A 21,175-nucleotide genomic window follows, 5' to 3' on the forward strand; every position below is an offset into this window, starting at 1 on the left:
GCTGTCTGTTTCATCCATAAAACAGTCAGTCGAAAGGTATCGCATTGGCTGAGTCGCTCGTTCGTTCTGTGCTCGTCACGGGCGCGAACGCGGGGATCGGGAAGGAGCTGGCCTGCCAGCTGGGCTCGCGCGCCGAGGTCGACCGCGTCGTGCTCGCCTGCCGCGACCGGGAGCGCGCCGAAGCGGCGCGACGCGAACTGGAGCAGCGGACCGGTCGCGCGATCTTCGAGGTCGCGGACCTCGACAGCGGCGATCCGGCATCCGCCCGCGCCCTGAGCGCGGCGCTCGCGGTCCCCGTCGATGCGGTGGTGTTGAACGCCGGCGGCACCGGCGGCTCGCGACCAGAAGCGCTCACCGCGAGCGGCACGACGACGATCTTCGCCGTCAACGTGCTCGGCCACGTCGCGCTCGTCGATGCCCTGATCGAGCAGCGGAAGCTGACGCGGGTGGTGGTGATGACGGGCAGCGAAGCGGCGCGTGGCGTCCCGGCGCTGCTCATCAAGCGGCCGCGGTTCGCCCGCACCGACGAGCACGACCTCACCGCCGCGATCGACGGAAGCTGCTTCAGCGGCAGACGGTTCGACGCCTCGCTCGCGTACGCACAGGCCAAGTACGTCGGAGCGCTCTGGATCGGCGCCATGGCCCGACGCCATCCGCACCTGCGGTTCGCGACCGTGAGCCCCGGCGGGACGGCCGGCACCCGCATCGGGCAGGACATGCCGGCCCTCCAGCGGCTCGTGTTCGAGCGCGTCGTGATGGGACCGGTCGGCGCGCGGCTCGGGCTCGCCCATCCGCTCTCCGTGGGGACCGCGCGCCTCACCACCGCCGTGCTCGACCCGTCGTTCGACGGCGGGCGGTTCTACGGCAGCGGCGCGCGGTCGCTGACCGGGCCGCTGGTCGACCAGGCCACGATCTTCGGCGACCTCGCCGTCGTCGCGTTCCAGGACAGCGCCGACGCCGCGATCCACCGCTTTCTCAACGGCTGACCGGGCTTGGCGATCCGCCTCCGCGCGCAGGCCATCGCGCCAGCGGGAACCGTGCCGCGAACGGCTCCCGCGGACGCCGGCGGCGGCGCTTCGGTCATCATGCGACGCCGATGCGACTGGCGATCATCTCCGACACGCACATGCCGAAGGGCGACCGCGCGCTGCCGCCGGCCTGCGTGCGGCTGCTGGGGGAGGCCGACCTGATCCTCCACGCCGGCGACCTCGTGCGCGCGGAGGTGCTCTATGAGCTGCGCGCCTACGGCGAGCTGCTCGCCGTCCACGGCAACGTCGACGACGCCGAGGTGCGCCGTGAGCTGCCGGCCGAGCGAGTCGTCGAGCTGCCCGGCGGGGTGCGGATCGCGATGACGCACGACGCCGGCCCGTCGCAGGGGCGCCTGCAGCGGATGCGGCTGCGCTTCCCCGACGCCGACGCGCTCGTCTTCGGCCACTCGCACATCCCGCTGCACGAGACCGACCCGGCCAGCGGCTTCCAGCTGTTCAACCCCGGCAGCCCGACCGAGCGACGGCGGGCGCCGCGCCACACGATGGGGATCGCCCGCGTGGAAGGCGGTCGCGTCGCCTTCGAGCACGTCGTGCTCGACACGCGCGACGACGCGCCGGACCCCGGTTCGACCGCCTAAGCTCACAACGCTGCCATGGACCTCTCGCTCTTCTTCGCCGGCACCGCCGGCTCGGTGCCGACCGCCCGCCGCGGGCTGCCCGCGATCCTGCTGCGCCGCGGCGCGGATCGGATCCTCTTCGACTGCGGCGAGGGGACGCAGCGCCAGCTGCTGCGCTCCGCCGGCCTGCCCGACATCACCGACGTCTTCATCACCCACTTCCACGCCGATCACTGGCTCGGCCTGCCGGGGATGCTGAAGACCTTCGACCTGCGCGCGCGCGACAAGCCGCTGACGATCTACGGCCCGCCCGGGCTGCGCGCGCTGATGACGTCGATGAAGCACGTCTGGGGCGGCTGCGGCTACGAGATCGCGCTCGTCGAGCTGCCGCCCGACGCGATGGTCGAGCGCGACGAGTACGTGATCGAGCCGTTCCCCGTCAACCACCGCGGCCCCGCCTACGGCTACGCGATCACCGAGGACGACCGGCTCGGCAGATTCGACGCCGAGCTGGCGGAGCGGCTCGGCGTCACGCCCGGCCCTGACTTCGGCCGCATCCAGCGCGGCGAGACCGTCAACGGCGTCGCGCCGGAGCAGGTGATCGGCGAGACGCGATTCGGGCGCAAGCTCGTGATCTCCGGCGACACCGGCCCTTGCGAGGAGCTGATCGACATCGCCCATCGCGCCGACGTGCTCGTGCACGAGGCGACGTTCGCGCAGGACGAAGCCGGCCGCGCGCGCGAGACGCAGCACTCGACCGCCGCGCAGGCGGCGAAGGCGGCCGCCGAGGCCGAGGTGAGGCTGCTCGCGCTCGTCCACCTCTCGACCCGCTATGGCGGTCGCGAGATCCGCGAGGAGGCGACCGCCGTCTTCGCCGACACCGTCGTGCCGCGTGACTTCGACGCGATCGAGGTGCCGTTCCCCGAGCGCGGCGCGCCCGCGCTGGTGCGCTGGGATCCCGGTCGCGTGCCGCCGCCGGCCGCCGCGGAGGTCGCCGCCGTGGAGCCGGGACCGTGAACGCGATGAGACGGCCCGCGAGCTGGACGGCCGTCGCGCTCGGCACCGCCGCCGGCTTCCTCGTCGGCGTGCTGTTCGTCGTCGCGCTCGGGATCGGCGAGGCGCAGGAGGCGCCGCCGCCGCGCACCGTGACGGTCCTCTCCAGAGTGCAGGCGCCGACCGGCGACGAGACCGTCGTCACCAAGACCGCCGTGCCCGACGTCGTCGGCGAGCGGCTCGACGTCGCGCACGAGCGGCTGGAGCGCGCCGGCTTCATGGTGAAGGAGGAGGAGGGCGGCTTCTTCGGCTCGATCGTCGACTCCAACTGGGAGGTCGTCGAGCAGGACCCGGCCGCCGGCATCGCGCTCGAGCGCGGCTCGACGGTCCAGATCAAGCTCGACCGCCGCTGAGCGGCGCCGCGCGAGCCGCGCGGACCCGCGCGGCCACCCGGGCGCCGCCGCGTCCCACACCGTTGCTAGGGTTGCCGCAGTCCCTTTAACCCGGTCCCGTGAGGCCAGGAAGGCACAGTGTGAGTGAATCGAAGGTCGTCCTCGACCGCGACGACATGCGGCGTACGCTCGTGCGGATCGCGCACGAGATCGTCGAGAAGAACCCGGCTCAGCAGCTCGCCATCGTCGGCATCCACCGGCGTGGCGCGGTCCTCGCGGCGCGACTGCACCAGCTGGTCTCCGAGCTGCTCGACGGCCCGCTTCCGCTGGGCGACATCGACATCGCCTTCTACCGCGACGACCTCGCGACGCGCCCGAGCGCGCCGGTCGTGCAGGCCTCGCACATCGACTTCAACCTCGACGGGCTCACCGTCGTGATCGTCGACGACGTCCTCTACACCGGCCGCACCGTGCGCTCGGCGATCGAGGCGATCTTCGACTACGGGCGGCCCGCCCGCGTCCAGCTCGCCGTGCTCGCCGACCGCGGCCACCGCGAGCTGCCGATCCGCCCCGACTACGTCGGCAAGAACCTTCCGACCGCGCGCGAGGAGCGCGTCAACGTCCGCGTCGAGGAGCTCGACGGCGTCGACGAGGTCACGATCACCGACACGCGAACCGCGGAGGTCCCCGCATGAGACACCTGCTGTCGATCGACGACCTCGACCGCGCCGGGATCGAGCGCGTGCTCGACCGCGCCGCCTCCTTCGCCGAGGTCGCCGGGCGCGAGATCAAGAAGGTCCCCGCGCTGCGCGGCCGCACCGTCGTCAACCTCTTCTACGAGGCCTCGACGCGCACCAGCAGCTCCTTCGAGCTGGCCGCCAAGCGCCTCTCCGCCGATCTCGTCTCGATCCGCGCCGCGACCTCCGCGGTCGCCAAGGGCGAGTCGCTGAAGGACACGATCGCGACGCTGACCGCGTACGACCCGGCCGCGATCGTGATCCGCTCGCCGCACGCCGGCGCCGCGCAGCTGGTCGCCGGCTGGACCGACGCCGCCGTCGTCAACGCCGGCGACGGCAAGCACGAGCACCCGACGCAGGCGCTGCTCGACGTCTTCACGCTGCGCCAGCGGCTCGGCTCGCTCGACGGCGTCAAGATCTGGATCGTCGGCGACGTGCTGCACTCGCGCGTCGCGCGCTCGGACATCCTCGCGTTCACGCGGATGGGAGCGCAGGTCACGCTCAGCGGCCCGCCGACGCTGATCCCGCGCGGGATCGAGGCGCTCGGCTGCACCGTCGAGCCGACGCTCGACCGCCTGCCCGAGGCCGACGTCGTCTACGTCCTGCGGATGCAGCACGAGCGCATGCAGGAGGCGTACGTGCCGTCGCTGCGCGAGTATGCGATGCGCTACCAGATCGGCATGGACCGGCTGCAGCCGCACCAGCTGCTGATGCACCCCGGCCCCGTCAACCGCGGCGTCGAGCTGTCGGGCGACGCGATCGACTCGCCGCAGGCGCTGATCGGCCAGCAGGTCGAGGCCGGCGTCGTCGTGCGCATGGCCGTCCTCTACGAGCTGCTGGCCGGAGCAGGCGCCGCGAGAACCACACCCGCCCCGATCGAGGTCGCCGCATGAGTGTCAAGGGACTGTTCTTCCGCGGCGGTCGCGAGGCCGAGCTGCTGATCCGGGGCGCGCACCTGCTCGATCCGCGCAGCGGGCTCGACGGCCCCGGCGACGTGCTCGTGCGCGCGGGGGAGATCGCCGAGATCGGCGCCCCTGGCACGCTCGTCGCGCCGGAGGGGACGGAGACGATCGAGGCCGAGGGGCTGCACCTCTTCCCGGGCTTCGTCGACCCGCACGTCCACTTCCGCACGCCCGGTCAGGAGCACAAGGAGGACCTCGCGACCGGCACCGCGTCGGCCGCGGCCGGCGGCTTCACGGCCGTGATCGCGATGCCGAACACCTCGCCGACGGTCGACGACGCGCCGGTCCTGCGCTCGCTGCGCGACGCCGCCGAGCTGCAGGCGCGCGTGCCGGTCGGCTTCCTCGCCGCGATCACGAAGGGGCTCGGCGGTGAGGTGCTGACCGAGATGGCGGAGCTGCGCGACGCCGGCGCGCTCGGCTTCACCGACGACGGCAGACCGGTCTCCTCGGCCGGCATGCTGCGCAAGGCGCTGCAGTACCAGCGCCTCGCGGGCGGCGTGCTCGGCCTGCACGAGGAGGACACGACGCTCTCCAACGGCTGCGTGATGCACGAGGGCGAGGTCTCCGCCCGCCTCGGCCTCGCCGGCTACCCGTCGATCGGCGAGTCGACGATCGTCGCGCGCGACGCGGCGCTGGCGGCCTTCGAGGGCGGGCGGATGCACTTCCAGCACCTCTCGGCCGCCGAGTCGGTCGAGGCGCTCGCGTACTGGAAGGGGAGAGGGGCGCAGGTCACCGGCGAGGCCTCGCCGCATCACCTGACGCTCACGCACGAGGTCGTCCGCACGCTCGACACGCGCTACAAGATGAACCCGCCGCTGCGCGCCGAATCCGATCGCCAGGCGCTGATCGCCGGCCTCAAGGACGGCACGATCGACTGCATCGCGACCGACCACGCGCCGCACGCCAAGCACGAGAAGGAAGTCCCGTTCGAGGAAGCGCCCAACGGCGTCACCGGGCTGGAGACCTCGTTCGCCTCCGTCTACACCGAGCTGGTGAAGCCGGGGATCCTGCCGCTGCCGCTCCTGGTCGAGAAGCTGACCTCCGGCGCCGCGCTGTTCGACCTCTGCACGCCGAAGATCGAGGTCGGCCTGCCGGCCAACCTCGCGCTCGTCGACCTCGGCGCCGAGTGGGTCGTCGGCGAGCACGGTTACGCGAGTCGCTCGCAGAACTCCTGCTTCTTCGGCCGCACCTTCAACGGCGTCGTGCGGCTGACGGTCGCCGCCGGCACCGTCGCCCACCGCGCGCTCGCGGGCGCCGAGGTGACGGCATGAGCGCTCCGGCCCGCACGCTCGACCGCGGCCGCACCGCGCTCGTCGTGATCGACGTGCAGGACGGCTTCGAGAAGGCCGTGCCGGAGTTCGGCGCGGTCGCCGAGCAGACGGCGATCCTCGTCCAGGGCGCGCGCATCCTCGGGCTGCCGGTGGTCGTCACCGAGCAGTACCCGAAGGGGCTCGGCGAGACGACCGCGACCGTGCGCGACGCGCTCGACGGCACGCCGCGGCTGCCGAAGACGGTCTTCTCGGCCGCGCGCGCCGACGGCTTCGACCTCGACGGCCGCGATCAGGCGCTCGTCTGCGGGATCGAGGCGCACATCTGCGTCAGTCAGACCGCGCACGACCTGCTCGGCCAGGGCGTCGAGGTCCACGTCGCGAGCGACGCGGTCTCCTCCCGCACAGCGGCCAACCGCGAGCTGGGGCTGCGCAAGATGCAGGAGAGCGGCGCGATCGTGACCTCGGTCGAGACGGCCCTCTTCGAGCTGCTCGGCGCCGCCGGCAGCGATGAGTTCAAGGCGATCCAGAAGCTGGTGATCTGACATGAGCAGTGCTGACGCGACCGCCTACGTCCTGCTGGAGGACGGTGAGCGCTTCGACGGGATCGCCTGCGGCGCCGACACCCACGCCGTCGGTGAGGTCGTCTTCACGACCGGCATGACCGGCTACCAGGAGGCGATGACCGACCCGTCGTTCGCCGGCCAGCTGATCACGTTCACGACCGCCCACGTCGGCAACTACGGCGTCTCGGCGGCGGCGATGGAGTCCTCCGGGATCCACGCGCGCGCGGCGATCATGCGCGCGGCGACCAACCGTGACGACGCGCCCGGCGCCGACCAGGGCTGGCTCGACTGGCTGCGCGAGCACGGGATCCCGGGGATCACCGACCTCGACACGCGCGCGCTGGTGCGACACATCCGCGACCGCGGCGCGATGCGCGGCGGCCTCTTCCCGGCGGCCACGTCCGAGGACGAGGCGCAGGCGCTGATCGCCGCCGAGCCGTCGATGACCGGCCGCGACCTCGCGCGCGAGGTGACGCCCGCGTCGATGATCCGGCTGGAGCCGCTCGGCAGCGGCGTCGTCGGCTCCGACGGCCCGACGATCGCGATGATCGACACCGGCGTGAAGTCCTCGATCGTGCGCAACCTGCGCGAGCGCGGCGCGACCGTCGAGCTGCACCCGTGCACGACGAGCGCGCAGGAGCTGCTGGCCGGCGACGCCGACGCCTTCTTCATGGCCAACGGCCCTGGCGACCCGGCCGCGCTCGGGTACGTCGTCGAGACGCTGCGCGAGCTGGTCGGCAAGAAGCCGGTCTACGGCATCTGCCTCGGCCACCAGCTGCTCTGCCGCGCGGTCGGCCTGGAGACCTACAAGCTGCCGTTCGGCCACCGCGGCTCCAACCACCCGGTCAAGGACCTCGAGACCGGCCGCGTCGAGATCACCAGCCAGAACCACGGCTTCGCCGTGCTCGGCCCGGGCGGCGAGCAAAAGGTCGAGACCGACGAGGCGGTCCGCTGGGAGACCGACTTCGGCGCCGCCGAGCTGACGCACGTCAACCTCTACGACCGCACCGTCGAGGGGCTGACACTGCGCGAGGTCCAGGGCGCCACCGTCCAGTACCACCCAGAGGCGGGCCCCGGCCCGCACGACTCGCTCTACCTGTTCGACCGGTTCATCAAGGAGATCGCCGGCGCGTAGCCGGGAGACGCCATGCCCAAGCGCACCGACATCAGAAAGATCCTCATCATCGGCTCCGGGCCGATCGTGATCGGACAGGCGGCCGAGTTCGACTACTCCGGCACGCAGGCGTGCAAGGTCCTCATGGAGGAGGGCTACGAGGTCGTGCTCGTCAACTCCAATCCGGCGACGATCATGACCGACCCGGAGATCGCCACCGCGACCTACGTCGAGCCGCTGCTGCCCGGCCCCGTCGCGCAGGTGATCGAGCGCGAGCGCCCCGACGCGCTGCTGCCGACGCTCGGCGGCCAGACGGCGCTCAACCTCGCCAAGGCGCTCTACGAGGACGGCACGCTGGAGAAGTTCGACGTCGAGCTGATCGGCGCCAACTACGACGCGATCGACCGCGCCGAGGACCGCGACCGCTTCCGCGAGACGATGGAGACGGCGAGACTGCGCGTGCCGCGTTCGGCGATCGCCACGACGCTGGAGGAGGCGCGCCTCGCGCTCACCGACATCGGCCTCCCGATGATCATCCGCCCGGCCTTCACGCTCGGCGGCCGCGGCGGCGGCATCGCCCGCACCGAGGAGGAGTTCGTCGCGATCTGCCAGCGCGGCATCGAGGCCTCGCCGATCGACCAGATCCTGATCGACGAGTCGGTCCTCGGCTGGGGCGAGTTCGAGCTGGAGGTGATGCGCGACCACGCCGACAACGTCGTGATCATCTGCTCGATCGAGAACCTCGACCCGATGGGCGTCCACACCGGCGACTCGGTCTGCGTCGCGCCGCAGCAGACGCTCACCGACAAGCAGTACCAGGCGCTGCGCGACCAGGCGATCGCCGTGATCCGCGCGGTCGGCGTCGAGACGGGCGGCTCCAACGTCCAGTTCGCCGTCAACCCGGCGACCGACGAGATCATCGTGATCGAGATGAACCCGCGCGTCTCGCGCTCCTCGGCGCTCGCGTCGAAGGCGACCGGCTTCCCGATCGCGAAGATCGCCGCGCGCCTGGCGGTCGGCTACACGCTGCAGGAGATCGACAACGACATCACGCGCGCGACGCCGGCCTCGTTCGAGCCGACGATCGACTACACGGTCGTCAAGTGGCCGCGCTTCGCGTTCGAGAAGTTCCCCGGCTCCGACGCCGGCCTGACGACGCACATGAAGTCGGTCGGCGAGGCGATGGCGATCGGCCGCACCTTCAAGCAGGCGTTCTCGAAGGCGCTGCGCTCGCGTGAGCTCGACTCGCCCGGAGTGCCGCCGGAGGATCTCGAGGAGCTGCTCAGCTCGCTGGAGCAGGGGGGACCGGACCGCTTCGACCTCGTGCTGGAGGCGTTCCGGCGCGGGGTCGAGGTCGAGACACTGCACGCCCGTACGCAGATCGACCCGTGGTTCCTGCGCGAGCTGCAGGAGCTGGCGCTCGATCCCGCGGCCGCCGAGGCCGGCGAGCGCACCTTCAAGTCGGTCGACACCTGCGCTGCCGAGTTCGCCGCGCGCACGCCGTACTACTACTCCGCACGCGAGCGCCCGCGCAGATCGGGCGTCGTCGAGAACGAGGTCGTGCGCGGCGACAGACCGAGCGTCGTGATCCTCGGCGCCGGACCCAACCGCATCGGCCAGGGGATCGAGTTCGACTACTGCTGCGTGCACGCGGCGATGACCGTGCGCGAGTCCGGCAAGGACGCGGTGATGGTCAACTGCAACCCGGAGACGGTCTCGACCGACTACGACACCTCGGATCGCCTCTACTTCGAGCCGCTGACGCTGGAGGACGTGCTCGGCGTCTGCGAGATCGAGAAGCCCGAAGGCGTGATCGTGCAGTTCGGCGGGCAGACGCCGCTGCGGCTCGCGGCCGGCCTGGAGGCCGCCGGCGTGCCGATCCTCGGCACCTCGATCGACGCGATCGACCACGCCGAGGACCGCGGCCGCTTCGGCAGGCTGCTGGAGTCGCTCGGCATCTCGGCGCCGCCGTACGCGACCGCCCACTCGCCCGAGGAGGCGCTCGCGAAGGCGCCCGGCGTCGGCTTCCCGCTGCTGGTGCGCCCGAGCTACGTGCTCGGCGGCCGCGCGATGGAGATCGTCTACTCGATCGACGGCCTGCAGGACTACCTGACGCGCGTCGGCGCGGCGCACGGCTCCGGCAAGGAGATCTTCCTCGACCGCTTCCTGGAGGACTCGATCGAGGTCGACGTCGACGCGCTCTGCGACGGCGACGACGTCTGGATCGGCGGCATCATGCAGCACGTCGAGGAGGCCGGGATCCACTCCGGCGACTCGGCCTGCGTGCTGCCGCCGCACTCGCTCGGCCCCGACGCGCTGGCGCAGATCAGGGCCCACACGGAGGGGATCGCCAAGACGCTCGGCGTCGTCGGCCTGATCAACATCCAGTACGCGGTCGACAAGTCCGGCGACCTCTACGTGATCGAGGCCAACCCGCGCGCCTCGCGCACCGTCCCGTTCGTCTCGAAGGCGATCGGCCTGCCGCTGGCGAAGCTCGCCTGCCGCCTGATGCTCGGCGAGAAGATCGCCGACCTCAACCTGCCGGCCGACCCGGTCGGCGACGTCGTCTGCGTCAAGGAGGCGGTGATGCCGTTCGACCGCTTCGCCGGCGCCGACTCGCTGCTCGGACCGGAGATGCGCTCGACCGGCGAGGTGATGGGGATCGCGCACGACTTCCCGACCGCCTTCGCGAAGGCGCAGGCGGCGGCCGGCTCGGTGCTGCCGTCGGCGGGGACGGTCTTCATCACCGTCACCGACGGCGACAAGCCGGCGGCGGCCGGCGTCGCGATGGCGCTGCACGGGCTCGGCTTCAGGATCGTCGCGACGCACGGGACCGCCCAGGCGATCAAGCGCATGGGGATCCCGGTCGAGGCGCTGGAGAAGATCGGCGACGGCTCGCCCAACGTGCTGGAGCTGATCGAGCGCGGGGATGTCCAGCTCGTCGTCAACACGCCGGTCGGCACCGGTGCCCGGATCGACGGCTGGGAGATCCGCTCGGCCGCGATCGCCGCCGGCATCCCCTGCATCACGACGATGACTGGCGCGATGGCGGCCGCTCAGGCGATCGCCGCGGGCAGCAGGGGGGAGCCCACCGTCATCTCCCTCCAGCAGCTCCAGCGGGTCGCCGCGCCGGCCTCCACGCACGCCGGCTGAGCGGCTCGACCGCTCCTTCACACCGTTCTCACGCCGGGCGCTTCAAGCGCCCGGCACCGACCCCTTTCGAGGAGCGTTGCAAACTCTCTTGCGGCGCCCCTCGGACTGAATGCGGGAGCCGCCGCGCCGATCACACGGCGGCATGCGCCTGCGGGCTGGGAGACGCCTTGCAGGACCCGCTCAACGCTCCGCCGGGAACGCACGAGTTCTGGCACCAGAACATCAGGCCCACCTTCGACCGCTCGGGAAAACTCCTGCAAACCAATGCGATCTGATACTCGACTCTCGACATCGCTGAACCTCAACTTGAGGTCGAGACGAATTCGTCCCTTGCCGCTTGTGAACCCCCTCCCAAGATGTAGACTCGCCGCCATGCCGCCGGCCACCCCCACCGCCCCCAAGCACGCGACCGCGCCGGAGCGTTCCCTCAACCAGCGCATGGACGCGCTCAATCGCGCCAACGAGATCCGCACGAAGCGGGCTCAGCTCAAGCGGGACCTCAAGGCCGGGCGCGCGGCGATCCACGAGCTGCTGATGGAGCCGCCCACCTACATCGAGACGGCCAAGGTCTTCGACCTGCTGCTCGCCGTCCCCAAGTACGGCCGTGTCAAGGCCAACAAGGTCCTGACGCAGTGCCGCATCTCGCCGAGCAAGACGATCGGCGGGCTCTCCCAGCGTCAGCGCGCCGAACTCGTCGCGCTACTGCGCCGCTGACCACATCGCTGCCCTCGGCTGCGATCCTCGCCGCGAGCGCGGTCCGGCGCGGCGGGCAATGACTTTCGCAAATAGCAGCTAGAATCAGAGGTCAATGACCTCTCGAAAGGCCACGTCTTGATCTCTCCCCGCATCGACCGCCTTCTCCAGCACGTCGATTCCGACTACGCGAGCGTCGTCGTCGCGGCCAAGCGCGCGCGCCAGATCAACTCGTACTACCACAACCTCGGCGAGGGCACGTTCGACGAGTTCCCGCCCCCGATGGTCGAGACGCGTTCGAAGAACTACCTCACGATCGCGCTCGAGGAAGTGGCCGACGGCAAGATCAAGTACCACTACCGCTAGCCCGGCGGTAGAGGGGGACGGACGGTCGTGGCCCGGATCCTGCTCGGCGTCAGCGGCGGGATCGCGGCCTACAAGGCGCTCGAGACGATCCGGCTGGCGACGAAGGCCGGCCACAGCGTCCGTGTCGTGCAGACGCCGACGAGCGAGCGGTTCGTCGGCGCCGCCTCCTTCGAGGCGATCACCGGCGCACCGGTGCTCAGCAGCGAGTTCGAGCCCGACCCCGCCCGCGGCGCCTTTCCCGGCGACGCACCCCCGGAGCATGCGCCGATCAGCCACCTCGCGCTGGTCGGCAACGCCGACGTCTTCCTGATCGCGCCGGCCTCGGCCAACACGCTCGCCAAGCTGGCGGGCGGCTTCGCCGACAACCTCCTCACCAGCGCAGCGCTCGCCGCGCGCTGTCCGCTGCTCGTCGCGCCGGCGATGAACGACGCGATGTGGGAGCACGCCGCGACGCGCGCCAACGTCGCGACGCTGCGCCAGCGCGGCGTCCACGTGATCGACCCCGGCCACGGTCAGCTCGCCTCCAAGGGCGAGTTCGGCGCCGGCCGTCTCGCCGAGCCGGCCGAGCTGCTGGCGGCGGTCGAGGCGGTGCTGGCGAAGCGCGCTGACCTCGCCGGTCTGCGCATCCTCGTCACCGCGGGCGGCACGCGCGAGCCGATCGACAGCGTCCGCTTCGTCGGCAACCGCTCCTCCGGCCGGATGGGCTTCGCGCTCGCCGAGCAGGCCGCGCGCCGCGGCGCCGCCGTCACCGTGCTGGCCGCCAACGTCGCGCTCGAGCGCACGCCCGGCGTCGTCTACCGCGACGTCGAGACGGCCGCCCAGCTCGCCGACGCCTGCGGCGAGGAGTTCCCGCGCTGCGACGTGCTGCTGATGTCCGCCGCGGTCGCCGACTTCCGCCCGGTCGCGCCGCCCGACGCGAAGATCAAGAAGGACGCCGGCCCGCCGCCCGCGATCGAGCTGGAGGCGACGCCCGACATCCTCTTGGCGCTCGCCGCGCAGCGCCGGCCCGGACAGACGGTCGTCGGCTTCGCCGCCGAGCATGGCGACGGCGCGCTCGACTTCGCGCGCGGCAAGCTCGCGCGCAAGCGGCTCGACGCGATCGTCGTCAACGACATCTCGCAGCCGGGCATCGGCTTCGACACCCCTGACAACGAGGTGACGATCGTCGCCCCCGACCGCGAGCGGCCGCTGCCGCGCGCGCCGAAGGGCGAGATCGCCGCCGCGATCCTCGACGAGGTCGTGCGGCTGCGCACGACCGCCACCGCAGACGGAGCTGCCGATGGAACCGCTGGACCTGCCGCCGATCGCACCGCACGAGTGTGAGGCGGCGGCGGGCACCGCCCGCCGCATCGTCGAGAACGTCCGCGCCGCCGTGCAGGTGCAGTCGCGCACGCTGGAGCACCTGATCGTCGCGCTGCTGGCCGAGGGCCACGTCTTGATGGAGGACTACCCGGGCGTCGGCAAGACGGCGCTCGCACGCGCGCTGTCCCGCTCGATCGACTGCCAGTTCGCGCGCGTCCAGTGCACCGCCGACCTGCTGCCCGCCGACGTCGTCGGCACCAACATCTACAACCAGCGCGAGGCGCGCTTCGAGTTCCGCCCCGGGCCGGTCTTCGCCAACGTCGTGCTCGTCGACGAGATCAACCGCGCCTCGCCGCGAACGCAGTCGGGCCTGCTGGAGTGCATGCAGGAGCGGCGCGTCACCGTCGACGTGCACACGCACGAGCTGGCGCGGCCGTTCGTCGTGCTGGCGACGCAGAACCCGGCCGAGTACGAGGGCACCTATCCGCTGCCGGAGGCGCAGGTCGACCGCTTCATGGTCCGCCTCTCGCTCGGCTACCCCGACCTCAACCACGAGGTCGCGATGCTCGGCGACCACGGCGCGGGCGACCGCGTGCTGGCGCTGGAGCCGGTCGTGACCGCCGCCGAGGTGCTCGCCGCGCAGGACACCGCCGCGCGCGTGCAGGCGTCGCAGCCGCTGCGCGAGTACCTCGTGCGCGTGCTGGCGCGGACGCGCGATGACGAGCGCGTCGAGCTGGGCGCCAGCCCGCGCGCCGGGCTGATGCTGCTGCGCGCCGCTAAGGCGCGCGCGATGCTCTACGGCCGCGGCCACGTCGAGCCCGACGACGTGCAGGCGCTCGCGCAGCCGGTGCTCTCCCACCGGCTCGTGCTGGCACCCGACGCGCTCGGGGTCGGTGCGGACACGGTCATCGCCGACGCGGTCGCGGCGGTGCCCGCGCTGTAGGTCGATGACCCGCGCGCTCGCCGTCATCGCGCTCGGGCTGCTGCTGGTGGCGATCGCCGGCATCTTCGACGCGCCGCCGCTGTACGTGCCCGGCGTCGGCTTCACGCTGCTGGGTCTGCTGGCTCCGGCGTGGGTCGAGCTGGCCGCGCGACGCGTGAGGGTCACCCGCACGCTGCCCGTCCGCCAGGTCGTCGAGGACGAGCCGCTCCCGATCAAGCTGACGGTCGGCACCGGGGCGCTGCCGCTGCCGCTGCCGCAGGTCTCGATCGAGGACCCGCTGCTGGAGGCGCCGCTGGCGCTGCCCGGCGGCGCGCGCTCGCGCAGCTTCACCGTCGTCGCCCGCTTCGGGCGCCGCGGCCGGCGGCGGATAGTCGCGCCCGCGATCGTGCTGCGCGACCCGCTCGACCTCACCCGTCGCGTCGTGCGCGGAAGCGGGCAGGACGAGCTGCTGGTGCTGCCGCGCACGAGCGAGATCGCGCTCGCGCGCAGACGCGGCGACGACGGCCGCAGCGGCGTGGTCGCGTCGCTGCTCGGCGCCGCCGCGACCGACGTCGACGGGGTGCGGCCGTACCGCGAGGGGACCTCGGCGTCGCGCATCCACTGGCCGTCGCTGGCGCGCGGCGCGGGGCTGATGGAGCGGCGGCTGCGGATCGAGGCCGACGCGCGGCCGCTGGTCGTGCTCGACGCGCGCGGGGCGGCCTCGCGCGCGGAGCTGGACGCGGCGGTGCGCGCCGCCGCCTCGCTGACGCTGGCGTACGCGCGCGCTGGCGGTTGCGCGCTGCTGCTCCCGGGCGAGCGGCGACCGAGCGCGATCGGCGAGGACCTCGCGGGCTGGCCGGCCGCGCACGTGCGGCTGGCGCTCGTCGACGGCGGCGAGCACGAGCCGCCGCCGGCACTCAACGGCGCCGGCGTCCGCCGCGGCGCGCTGCTGTACGTCAGCGCGCGACGGGTCGAGCGGCTGCCGGCCGCCGCCCGTTCGATCGCGCGCGGGCCCGCGGCGCTGGTCGTGCCGGGCAGGCTGACGGGCCGCGAGGCGGCCTTCTCGGTCGCCGGCTGCAACGGCTACGTCGTCGCCGCGCGCACGCCCGGCGCACGCGACAAGGCGTCGCTCTCGTGACCGCGAACCGACTCGGCCTGAGGCCTCGCGCTTCGTCGGAAGCTCTCGCCCAGGGGGCTCGGTCTTCCCGCGCGGGAGGTCGGCTGTGACGGCGACTGCCACACCGCCTCAAGCCCCGCCCGCCCCGCCGCGCGCCCGACGGCCGAGCGCGCCGCTGCTGTCGGCGCCGGCGGCACGGATCGCGACGCTCTCGGCGCTCGGCCTGTGGGCGGCGGTGCGCTGGTCGACGCTCGTCGAGCCCTCCGGCGCCGGGCGGATGATCGGCCTGCTGCTGCTCGCGCTGGTGACCGGCTTCGTCGTCGGGCAGCTGTCGCGCCTGCCGCCGCTGGCACAGGCGCCGGCGGCCGTCGTCGTCGTGCTCGCCTGGGCCGGGATCAGCATGCTCGTCGCCGGCGTCCCGGCGCGGCTGGTGCTCGACACCGACAACTGGGACGACCTCGCGCTCGGCCTCCAGCAGGGGATCGAGCAGCTGCCGCAGGTGCTCGTGCCCTACAGCCAGTCCGACCCGTGGCCGCGCGTGGCGATCCTGCTCGGCGGCGCGCTGCTGCTGGCGCTCGGCTGCGTCCTGGGGCTGTCGCCCGGCCGTCGCGGCGTGCCGCTGCGCGGCGGTGCCGGCTTCGGCGGCGGGGTCGGCCTGCGACTGGCGGCAGCCACGCCGCTGATCGCGGCGATGCTCGTGCCGCCGATCATCATGGAGCCGGACATGCCGGTGGTGGAGGGCCTGCTGCTGTTCGTGCTGCTGGCGGCCTTCCTGTGGCTGGAGCGGCTGCCGCGCGGCAACGCGGCGGCGGCGATCGCGCTGCTGGCCGCCGCGGCGCTCGGCGGCGCGCTCGCGCTGCCGCGGCTCGACGGCGAGAAGCCGTGGGTCGACGTGCAGGCGCTCGTGGAGGGCCTCGACAGACCGGACCCGGCGCGCTTCGACTGGTCGCAGGCGTACGGCCCGCTCGACTGGCCCCGCACCGGCCGCGAGGTGCTGCGCGTGCGGTCGACGGTCAGAACGTATTGGAAGGCGCAGAACCTCGACGTGTTCGACGGCGTGCGCTGGATCCGAGGGGCGCCGCCGCAGCCGCTGGCGCCCGACGCCGAGGTGCCGCGGGAGGCGCGCCGCCAGCGCGGCTGGAACGTCTCGGTGAGGGTGACGGTGCGCGAGCTGACGACCTCGGACGTGCTCGGCGCCGGCACGACGATCGACTTCGAGAGAGAGCCGGTCAGATTCTCGCCCGGCTCGAGCCCCGGCACGTGGGTCTCCGACGAGCCCCTCGAGCAGGGCGACGGCTACGTCGCGGAGACGATCGTCCCGCGCCCGCGGCAGGCGGCGTTGCGGGCCGCGCCCGCCGACTACCCACAGGAGCTCTTCCGCTACCTGGTGGTCGGCCAGCCGGAGCAGAGCGCGTTCGGCCGCTGGACGCCCGGCCCGGGCAGCGTCTTCGCGCCGCCCTTCGGCTCCGTCGACCCCGACTCGCCGCAGGGACTCGTCTCCGCGCAGCAGTTCGCGACCGGCCCGTACGCGCGCACCTACGAGCTGGCGCGCCAGCTCGCGGCCGACGCCGCGACGCCGTACGACTACGTCCGCCGTGTGCTCGACCACTTCCGCGACGACTTCACCTACAGCGAGACGCCGCCGCGCCGCCAGCTGCCGCTCGACGCCTTCCTGTTCCGCGACAGACTCGGCTATTGCCAGCAGTTCGCCGGCGCGGCCGCGCTGCTGCTGCGGATGGGCGGGGTGCCGGCGCGCGTCTCCGCCGGCTTCACGAGCGGCACGCGCGACGACGCGCGCGAGGAGTTCGTCGTGCGCGACTACGACGCGCACGCCTGGATCGAGGTGTGGTTCCCGCGGATCGGCTGGGTCCGCTTCGACCCGACGCCGTCGAGCGCGCCAGCGCTCTCCGGCAGAGCGCCGGAGACGCAGGCGCCCGCGGTCGCCGCGACGACGCCGACGCTGCCGAGAGCGCCCGAGCTGCCCGAGCAGAGCGCTGCCAGAGCGGCCGCCGCGGAAGCGGCCGGGGAGGAGGGCGGCAGCGCGCTGCCGTGGATCGCGGGCGGCGCCGCGCTGCTGGCGCTGCTGAGCGCCGGCGGACTGCTGCTGCGCCACGCGCTGCGTCCGCCGCGCGACGCCGACGAGCTGCTGGCGGAGCTGGAACGGGCGCTGCGCCGGACCGGCAGGCCGGCCGAGCCGCGCCTGACGCTGCTGGCGCTCGAACGTAGGCTGCACGACTCGCCCGACGCAGCCGCCTACGTCAGCACGTTGCGCCACGCCCGCTTCGCGGGAGCGGACGCCGCCGTCACGGCGCGACAGCGGCGTGCGCTGCGCGCCGAGCTGGCGCGCGGCCTCGGTCTCGGCGGGCGGCTGCGGGCACTGATGGCGCTGCCGCCGCGCTGGGGCGGCTGACCACCCCGCCGAGCGCGCCGGCCGGGCGCCTACACTGGATCGATGGCCGAGGTCGACGTCTACCAGCTCTTTCTCAGAGGCACCGAGCTGCTGGAGAGAGGCGACTACCACCAGGCGACGGTGCCGCTGCGGCAGGCGCGTGACGCCGATCCGGGCAAGTCCTCGATCCGCGAGGCGCTCGGACGGGCGCTCTTCCTCGCGCAGCACTACGAGGAGGCGGCGGGGGAGTTCGCCGCGATCGTCGAGCAGGCGCCGACCAACGACTACGCGCTCTTCTGCCTCGGCCGCTCGCTGCAGCAGCTCGGTCGCCACCGCGACTCGCTGCCGCCGCTGGCCCAGGCCGCGAGCCTGCGCCCCGAGCGCCGCGACTACCGCAGATACCGCGACCGCGCCCGCGCTGCCTGCGCGCGCTGAGCGGCGCGCCCGCTCACTCCCGCGCCGCCTCCTCCTCCGCACGCCCGGCCGCCTCGCGCGCCTGCACGACGCTCAGCACCAGCAGGCCGAGGAACGAATCGAGCTGCGGCGGGTCGACGGCGGCGAGCGGCAGCTCGCCCTGGATCCAGACCTCGCCGTCGCGCGTGTGCGCGAAGCAGAGGAAGGGGACCTGCCGATTCCAGCGCAGCAGGTCGTGCGGATCGATGCGGCCGGGGCCGATCACATGCGCCTGGGCGCGCAGCAGGCCGTCGCGGATCGCGATGCCGACGTCGAGCGGCCAGCCGCCGGCCTCGACGGTGATGCCCCACTCGGCGAAGGCGAGTCTGCGCGTCTCGCCCTCCAGTCCTGCGATGAACGTCTCGACGGTGCTGCGCGGGTCTCTTGTCATAGCGAGGCGCAACGATACGGGTCGTGCCGGCAAAGGCATGTGCATAGCAGCGCTTTCGCGACTCCTCACGGCCTGCGGTGCTAACCTGACCGAACAGCTTTCTGCGTCGGGGGTCATCCCGGCGGCCGTACCGAAAGTGGGCGCTCGCCCACTTTTTTTTATGAGACGAATGGAGGTGAACACACGATGAGCAGGATCCAAGACGAGATCGAGACCGCCCTGAAGCAAGGCGAGCCCGACGTCGAGGTCGTGCTTGCCGAGGTGCTCGGTGGACACACCGTGCGCCTGTTCATCGACCACCCCGACGGGGTGTCGCTCGCGCTCTGCGAGCGCGTCACCAAGCAGCTCGACGCGGTGACCCAGCGCTATGCGCTGGAGGTCTCCTCACCGGGCAGCGATCGGCCGCTGACCAAGCCCGACCACTACCGCCGCTTCATCGGCCGGCGCGCCCGTGTTCGCACGCGCGGCGCGCACGGCGGCCACGGGTCGTTCACCGGCGAGCTGGTCGGCGCCAGCGACTCCGAGGTCACGATCGCCGCCGAGACCGGCGTCGTCTCGATTCCCTACACCGACATCAAACGGTCCAACCTCGTCCCAGGAGAGTAAGCAGCATGTCGAAAGAGATCCTGGATGCCGTCCGTGGGCTCGCGGCGGAGAAGAACATCTCCAGCGAGAAGCTCATGGTCGCACTCGAGGACGCGCTCCTGTCCGCGTACAAGAAGCAGCCGGGAGCAGCGCCCTACGCACAGGTCGAGATGGACCGTGAGCTCGGCGACTTCACCGTCTGGGAGCTGAAGATCCCCGAGGACCTCGAGGATCAGCTGATCACCGAGCAGGAGGAGATCATCGCCGCGGAGTTCTCCGGCGTCGATCCCGAGACCGGCGAGGCGCGTCAGCTGCCCGAGCCCGAGCTCGACTTCGAGAAGCTCGCCCAGTACGAGGACCAGATCGAGCGCGTCGACGTGACGCCCGAGGACTTCGGCCGGATCGCGGCGCAGACCGCCAAGCAGGTGATCCTCCAGCGCATCCGCGAGGCGGAGCGCGACATGATGTTCGAGGAGTACCGCGACCGCGTCGGCGAGCTGATCACCGGCATCGTCCAGCAGTCGGACTCGCGCTACACGCTCGTGCAGCTGCGCGAGCGCGTCGAGGCGCTGCTGCCGAAGTCCGAGCAGGTCGACGGCGAGCGCTACGACCACTCGCAGCGGATCAAGGCCGTCATCAAGGACGTCTCGGCCTCGACGAAGGGCCCGAGCATCATCGTCTCGCGCCGCGACCCGGAGCTGATCAAGGCGCTGTTCGAGCTCGAGGTGCCGGAGATCGCCGACGGCCTCGTCGAGATCACCAACGTCGCCCGCGAGCCCGGCTACCGCTCGAAGATCGCGGTCGTCTCGCACGCCGACGGCGTCGACCCGGTCGGCGCCTGCGTCGGCCCGCGCGGCTCGCGCGTGCGGATGGTCGTCTCCGAGCTGCGCGGCGAGAAGATCGACATCATCCCGTACAACGACGAGCCCGCCCGCTTCGTCGCGAAGGCGCTGTCGCCGGCGCGCGTGCGCGAGGTGCTCGTCGACGACGACGGCAAGCAGGCGACGGTGATCGTGCCCGACGACCAGCTGTCGCTGGCGATCGGCCGCGAGGGCCAGAACGCCCGTCTCGCTGCCCGCCTGACCGGCTGGCGGATCGACATCCGCTCGGAGACCGAGTTCGCCTCCGAGGAGGCCGAGGGCGGCTACGAGGAGGAAGAGGTCCAGGGCGGCCGCTGCGCGGCGATCACGCGCAACGGCCGGCGCTGCCCGAACGCGGCCCTGCCGGGTTCGCGCTACTGCGGCCTGCCGACCCACCAGGCGCTGTCGGAGATCGACAGCGACGAGGTCGCCGCGCTCGACGGCGGCGGCACGGCGACGCTCGTCGCCGAGGACGAGGAGCTGCTCGAGGAAGAGGGCACGCTCGAGGAGACGCAGGAGGAGCTCGACGGCGAGGAGTACGCCGGCGAGGAGGAGGGCGACCTCGACGGGGAGGAGCACCCGTCCGAGGACGAGGCGGGCGAAGAGCCCGCGGAGGAGCCCGCCTCATAACGGGTCACGAGCCGCTTCGGCGCTGTGTCGGCTGTGGCCGCACGGCGCCGAGACGCTCGTTGCAGCGCTGGGTCCTCGACGGCTCGGCGCTCGTCGCCGATCCCGCCGGCCAGCTTCCCGGCCGCGGGGCGTACACCTGTCGCGCACAGGACTGCTACGAGCGGGCACGCTCGCGCGGCGGCTTCAACCGCGCCTTCCGACGAGCGGTGCAGGTGCCTCCGACGGCGCCCGCAGGGCTCGAATCCTCAGAGAACGTACACTTGGACACTGCATGAGCAATAAGCGCGTCAGAGACATCGCCAAAGAGCACGGAATCTCCGCCAACCGCCTGGTTGCGACGTTGAGATCCGCGGGCCTCAACGTGCCCACGGCCTCGGCGAGCGTCGATGAGGACGCCGCCCTCAAGGTCCTGGGCGAAAGAGGCCTGCGTCTCAGAGCCCCGCCGAGAGCGAGAGCCGGCACCTATCGGGACAGAAACCTGCCCGAGAGACCCAGAATCGTCCCCAGATACAGAACGACCCGTGTCGCCGCGCCCTCCAACGGCGCCGGCGCCGGTCAGCAGCAGCGCGGCAGAGCCGGCCCCGGCGGCCAGCGCGCCGGTCAGGGCGGCCCCGGCGGCCCCCGCGGCCAGCGTCCCGGCGGTCCCGGCGGACCTGGCGGCCCCCGCGGCGGTCAG

At 72.6% G+C, this 21,175-nt stretch carries 22 protein-coding genes; 21 read left to right on the forward strand and 1 reads right to left on the reverse strand.

The window, feature by feature from the left end; genetic code table 11:
* Positions 1-68 precede the first annotated feature (68 nt).
* The 17 genes from R7226_RS12580 (at position 69) to R7226_RS12660 (ending at position 18,015) form a co-directional block, all read left to right on the forward strand.
* Entirely contained in the window at positions 69-986 is a 918-nt protein-coding gene (locus R7226_RS12580; RefSeq protein WP_318597512.1) for an SDR family NAD(P)-dependent oxidoreductase, read from the forward strand.
* Positions 987-1,096: 110 nt separating this feature from the next.
* Positions 1,097-1,627, forward strand: coding sequence for a metallophosphoesterase family protein (locus tag R7226_RS12585; RefSeq protein WP_318597513.1), 531 nt, complete (start codon positions 1,097-1,099; stop codon positions 1,625-1,627).
* A gap of 15 nt (positions 1,628-1,642) precedes the next feature.
* Entirely contained in the window at positions 1,643-2,623 is a 981-nt protein-coding gene (rnz, locus tag R7226_RS12590; RefSeq protein ID WP_318597514.1) for a ribonuclease Z, read from the forward strand.
* A 5-nt stretch (positions 2,624-2,628) separates the two neighbouring features.
* Positions 2,629-3,012, forward strand: coding sequence for a PASTA domain-containing protein (locus R7226_RS12595; RefSeq protein WP_318597515.1), 384 nt, complete (start codon positions 2,629-2,631; stop codon positions 3,010-3,012).
* A gap of 119 nt (positions 3,013-3,131) precedes the next feature.
* Positions 3,132-3,686: a bifunctional pyr operon transcriptional regulator/uracil phosphoribosyltransferase PyrR gene (gene pyrR / locus R7226_RS12600; protein WP_318597516.1), complete on the forward strand. Its 555-nt coding sequence runs from the start codon at positions 3,132-3,134 to the stop codon at positions 3,684-3,686.
* Positions 3,683-4,621 (forward strand): aspartate carbamoyltransferase catalytic subunit, encoded by a 939-nt coding sequence (locus R7226_RS12605; RefSeq protein ID WP_318597517.1) that lies wholly within the window; start codon positions 3,683-3,685, stop codon positions 4,619-4,621. The genes pyrR and R7226_RS12605 overlap by 4 nt, the downstream gene beginning before the upstream one ends.
* On the forward strand, positions 4,618-5,961 hold the full coding sequence (locus tag R7226_RS12610; RefSeq protein WP_318597518.1) for a dihydroorotase: 1,344 nt from the start codon (positions 4,618-4,620) through the stop codon (positions 5,959-5,961). Before R7226_RS12605 ends, R7226_RS12610 begins: the two co-directional genes overlap by 4 nt.
* Complete coding sequence (locus R7226_RS12615) at positions 5,958-6,503, forward strand: isochorismatase family protein (protein ID WP_318597519.1); 546 nt, start codon at positions 5,958-5,960, stop codon at positions 6,501-6,503. Before R7226_RS12610 ends, R7226_RS12615 begins: the two co-directional genes overlap by 4 nt.
* A gap of 1 nt (position 6,504) precedes the next feature.
* Positions 6,505-7,659 carry a glutamine-hydrolyzing carbamoyl-phosphate synthase small subunit gene (carA, locus tag R7226_RS12620; RefSeq protein ID WP_318597520.1) on the forward strand — a complete coding sequence of 385 codons (1,155 nt, stop codon included), beginning with the start codon at positions 6,505-6,507 and terminating at the stop codon, positions 7,657-7,659.
* Between the two features lie 12 nt (positions 7,660-7,671).
* Positions 7,672-10,791: a carbamoyl-phosphate synthase large subunit gene (carB, locus tag R7226_RS12625; protein ID WP_318597521.1), complete on the forward strand. Its 3,120-nt coding sequence runs from the start codon at positions 7,672-7,674 to the stop codon at positions 10,789-10,791.
* 372 nt (positions 10,792-11,163) lie between these two features.
* A complete protein-coding gene (gene mihF, locus R7226_RS12630; RefSeq protein WP_318597522.1) occupies positions 11,164-11,505 on the forward strand; it encodes an integration host factor, actinobacterial type in 342 nt (113 codons plus the stop codon).
* Between the two features lie 117 nt (positions 11,506-11,622).
* Complete coding sequence (gene rpoZ / locus R7226_RS12635) at positions 11,623-11,850, forward strand: DNA-directed RNA polymerase subunit omega (protein WP_221243089.1); 228 nt, start codon at positions 11,623-11,625, stop codon at positions 11,848-11,850.
* 27 nt (positions 11,851-11,877) lie between these two features.
* Entirely contained in the window at positions 11,878-13,173 is a 1,296-nt protein-coding gene (coaBC, locus tag R7226_RS12640; RefSeq protein ID WP_318597523.1) for a bifunctional phosphopantothenoylcysteine decarboxylase/phosphopantothenate--cysteine ligase CoaBC, read from the forward strand.
* The gene (locus tag R7226_RS12645) at positions 13,130-14,095 is read left to right on the forward strand and encodes an AAA family ATPase (protein WP_318597524.1); all 966 of its coding nucleotides are present in this window, start codon (positions 13,130-13,132) and stop codon (positions 14,093-14,095) included. Before coaBC ends, R7226_RS12645 begins: the two co-directional genes overlap by 44 nt.
* Before the next feature lie 4 nt (positions 14,096-14,099).
* Positions 14,100-15,212: a DUF58 domain-containing protein gene (locus R7226_RS12650; RefSeq protein WP_318597525.1), complete on the forward strand. Its 1,113-nt coding sequence runs from the start codon at positions 14,100-14,102 to the stop codon at positions 15,210-15,212.
* Between the two features lie 85 nt (positions 15,213-15,297).
* Positions 15,298-17,601 (forward strand): transglutaminase-like domain-containing protein, encoded by a 2,304-nt coding sequence (locus R7226_RS12655; RefSeq protein ID WP_318597526.1) that lies wholly within the window; start codon positions 15,298-15,300, stop codon positions 17,599-17,601.
* Positions 17,602-17,643: 42 nt separating this feature from the next.
* Positions 17,644-18,015: a tetratricopeptide repeat protein gene (locus tag R7226_RS12660; RefSeq protein WP_318597527.1), complete on the forward strand. Its 372-nt coding sequence runs from the start codon at positions 17,644-17,646 to the stop codon at positions 18,013-18,015.
* Between the two features lie 13 nt (positions 18,016-18,028).
* On the opposite strand, the gene R7226_RS12665 is transcribed toward R7226_RS12660, so the two are convergent.
* Complete coding sequence (locus R7226_RS12665) at positions 18,029-18,424, reverse strand: YbjN domain-containing protein (RefSeq protein WP_318597528.1); 396 nt, start codon at positions 18,422-18,424, stop codon at positions 18,029-18,031.
* Between the two features lie 186 nt (positions 18,425-18,610).
* On the opposite strand from R7226_RS12665, the gene R7226_RS12670 reads away from it, so the two are divergent.
* The 4 genes from R7226_RS12670 to R7226_RS12680 form a co-directional block, all read left to right on the forward strand.
* Positions 18,611-19,030, forward strand: a complete 420-nt coding sequence (locus R7226_RS12670) for a ribosome maturation factor RimP (RefSeq protein ID WP_318597529.1) — start codon at positions 18,611-18,613, stop codon at positions 19,028-19,030.
* A 5-nt stretch (positions 19,031-19,035) separates the two neighbouring features.
* A complete protein-coding gene (gene nusA, locus R7226_RS12675; RefSeq protein ID WP_318597530.1) occupies positions 19,036-20,499 on the forward strand; it encodes a transcription termination factor NusA in 1,464 nt (487 codons plus the stop codon).
* Positions 20,496-20,774: a YlxR family protein gene (locus R7226_RS31720; protein ID WP_404827826.1), complete on the forward strand. Its 279-nt coding sequence runs from the start codon at positions 20,496-20,498 to the stop codon at positions 20,772-20,774. The genes nusA and R7226_RS31720 overlap by 4 nt, the downstream gene beginning before the upstream one ends.
* Positions 20,771-21,175: translation initiation factor IF-2 N-terminal domain-containing protein (locus R7226_RS12680; protein ID WP_318597531.1), on the forward strand; the 405-nt coding region annotated here is incomplete at its 3' end. The genes R7226_RS31720 and R7226_RS12680, both read left to right, overlap by 4 nt.

This window comes from Conexibacter stalactiti, assembly GCF_033542075.1.
GTDB classification, from domain to species: Bacteria; Actinomycetota; Thermoleophilia; order Solirubrobacterales; family Solirubrobacteraceae; genus Conexibacter; species Conexibacter stalactiti.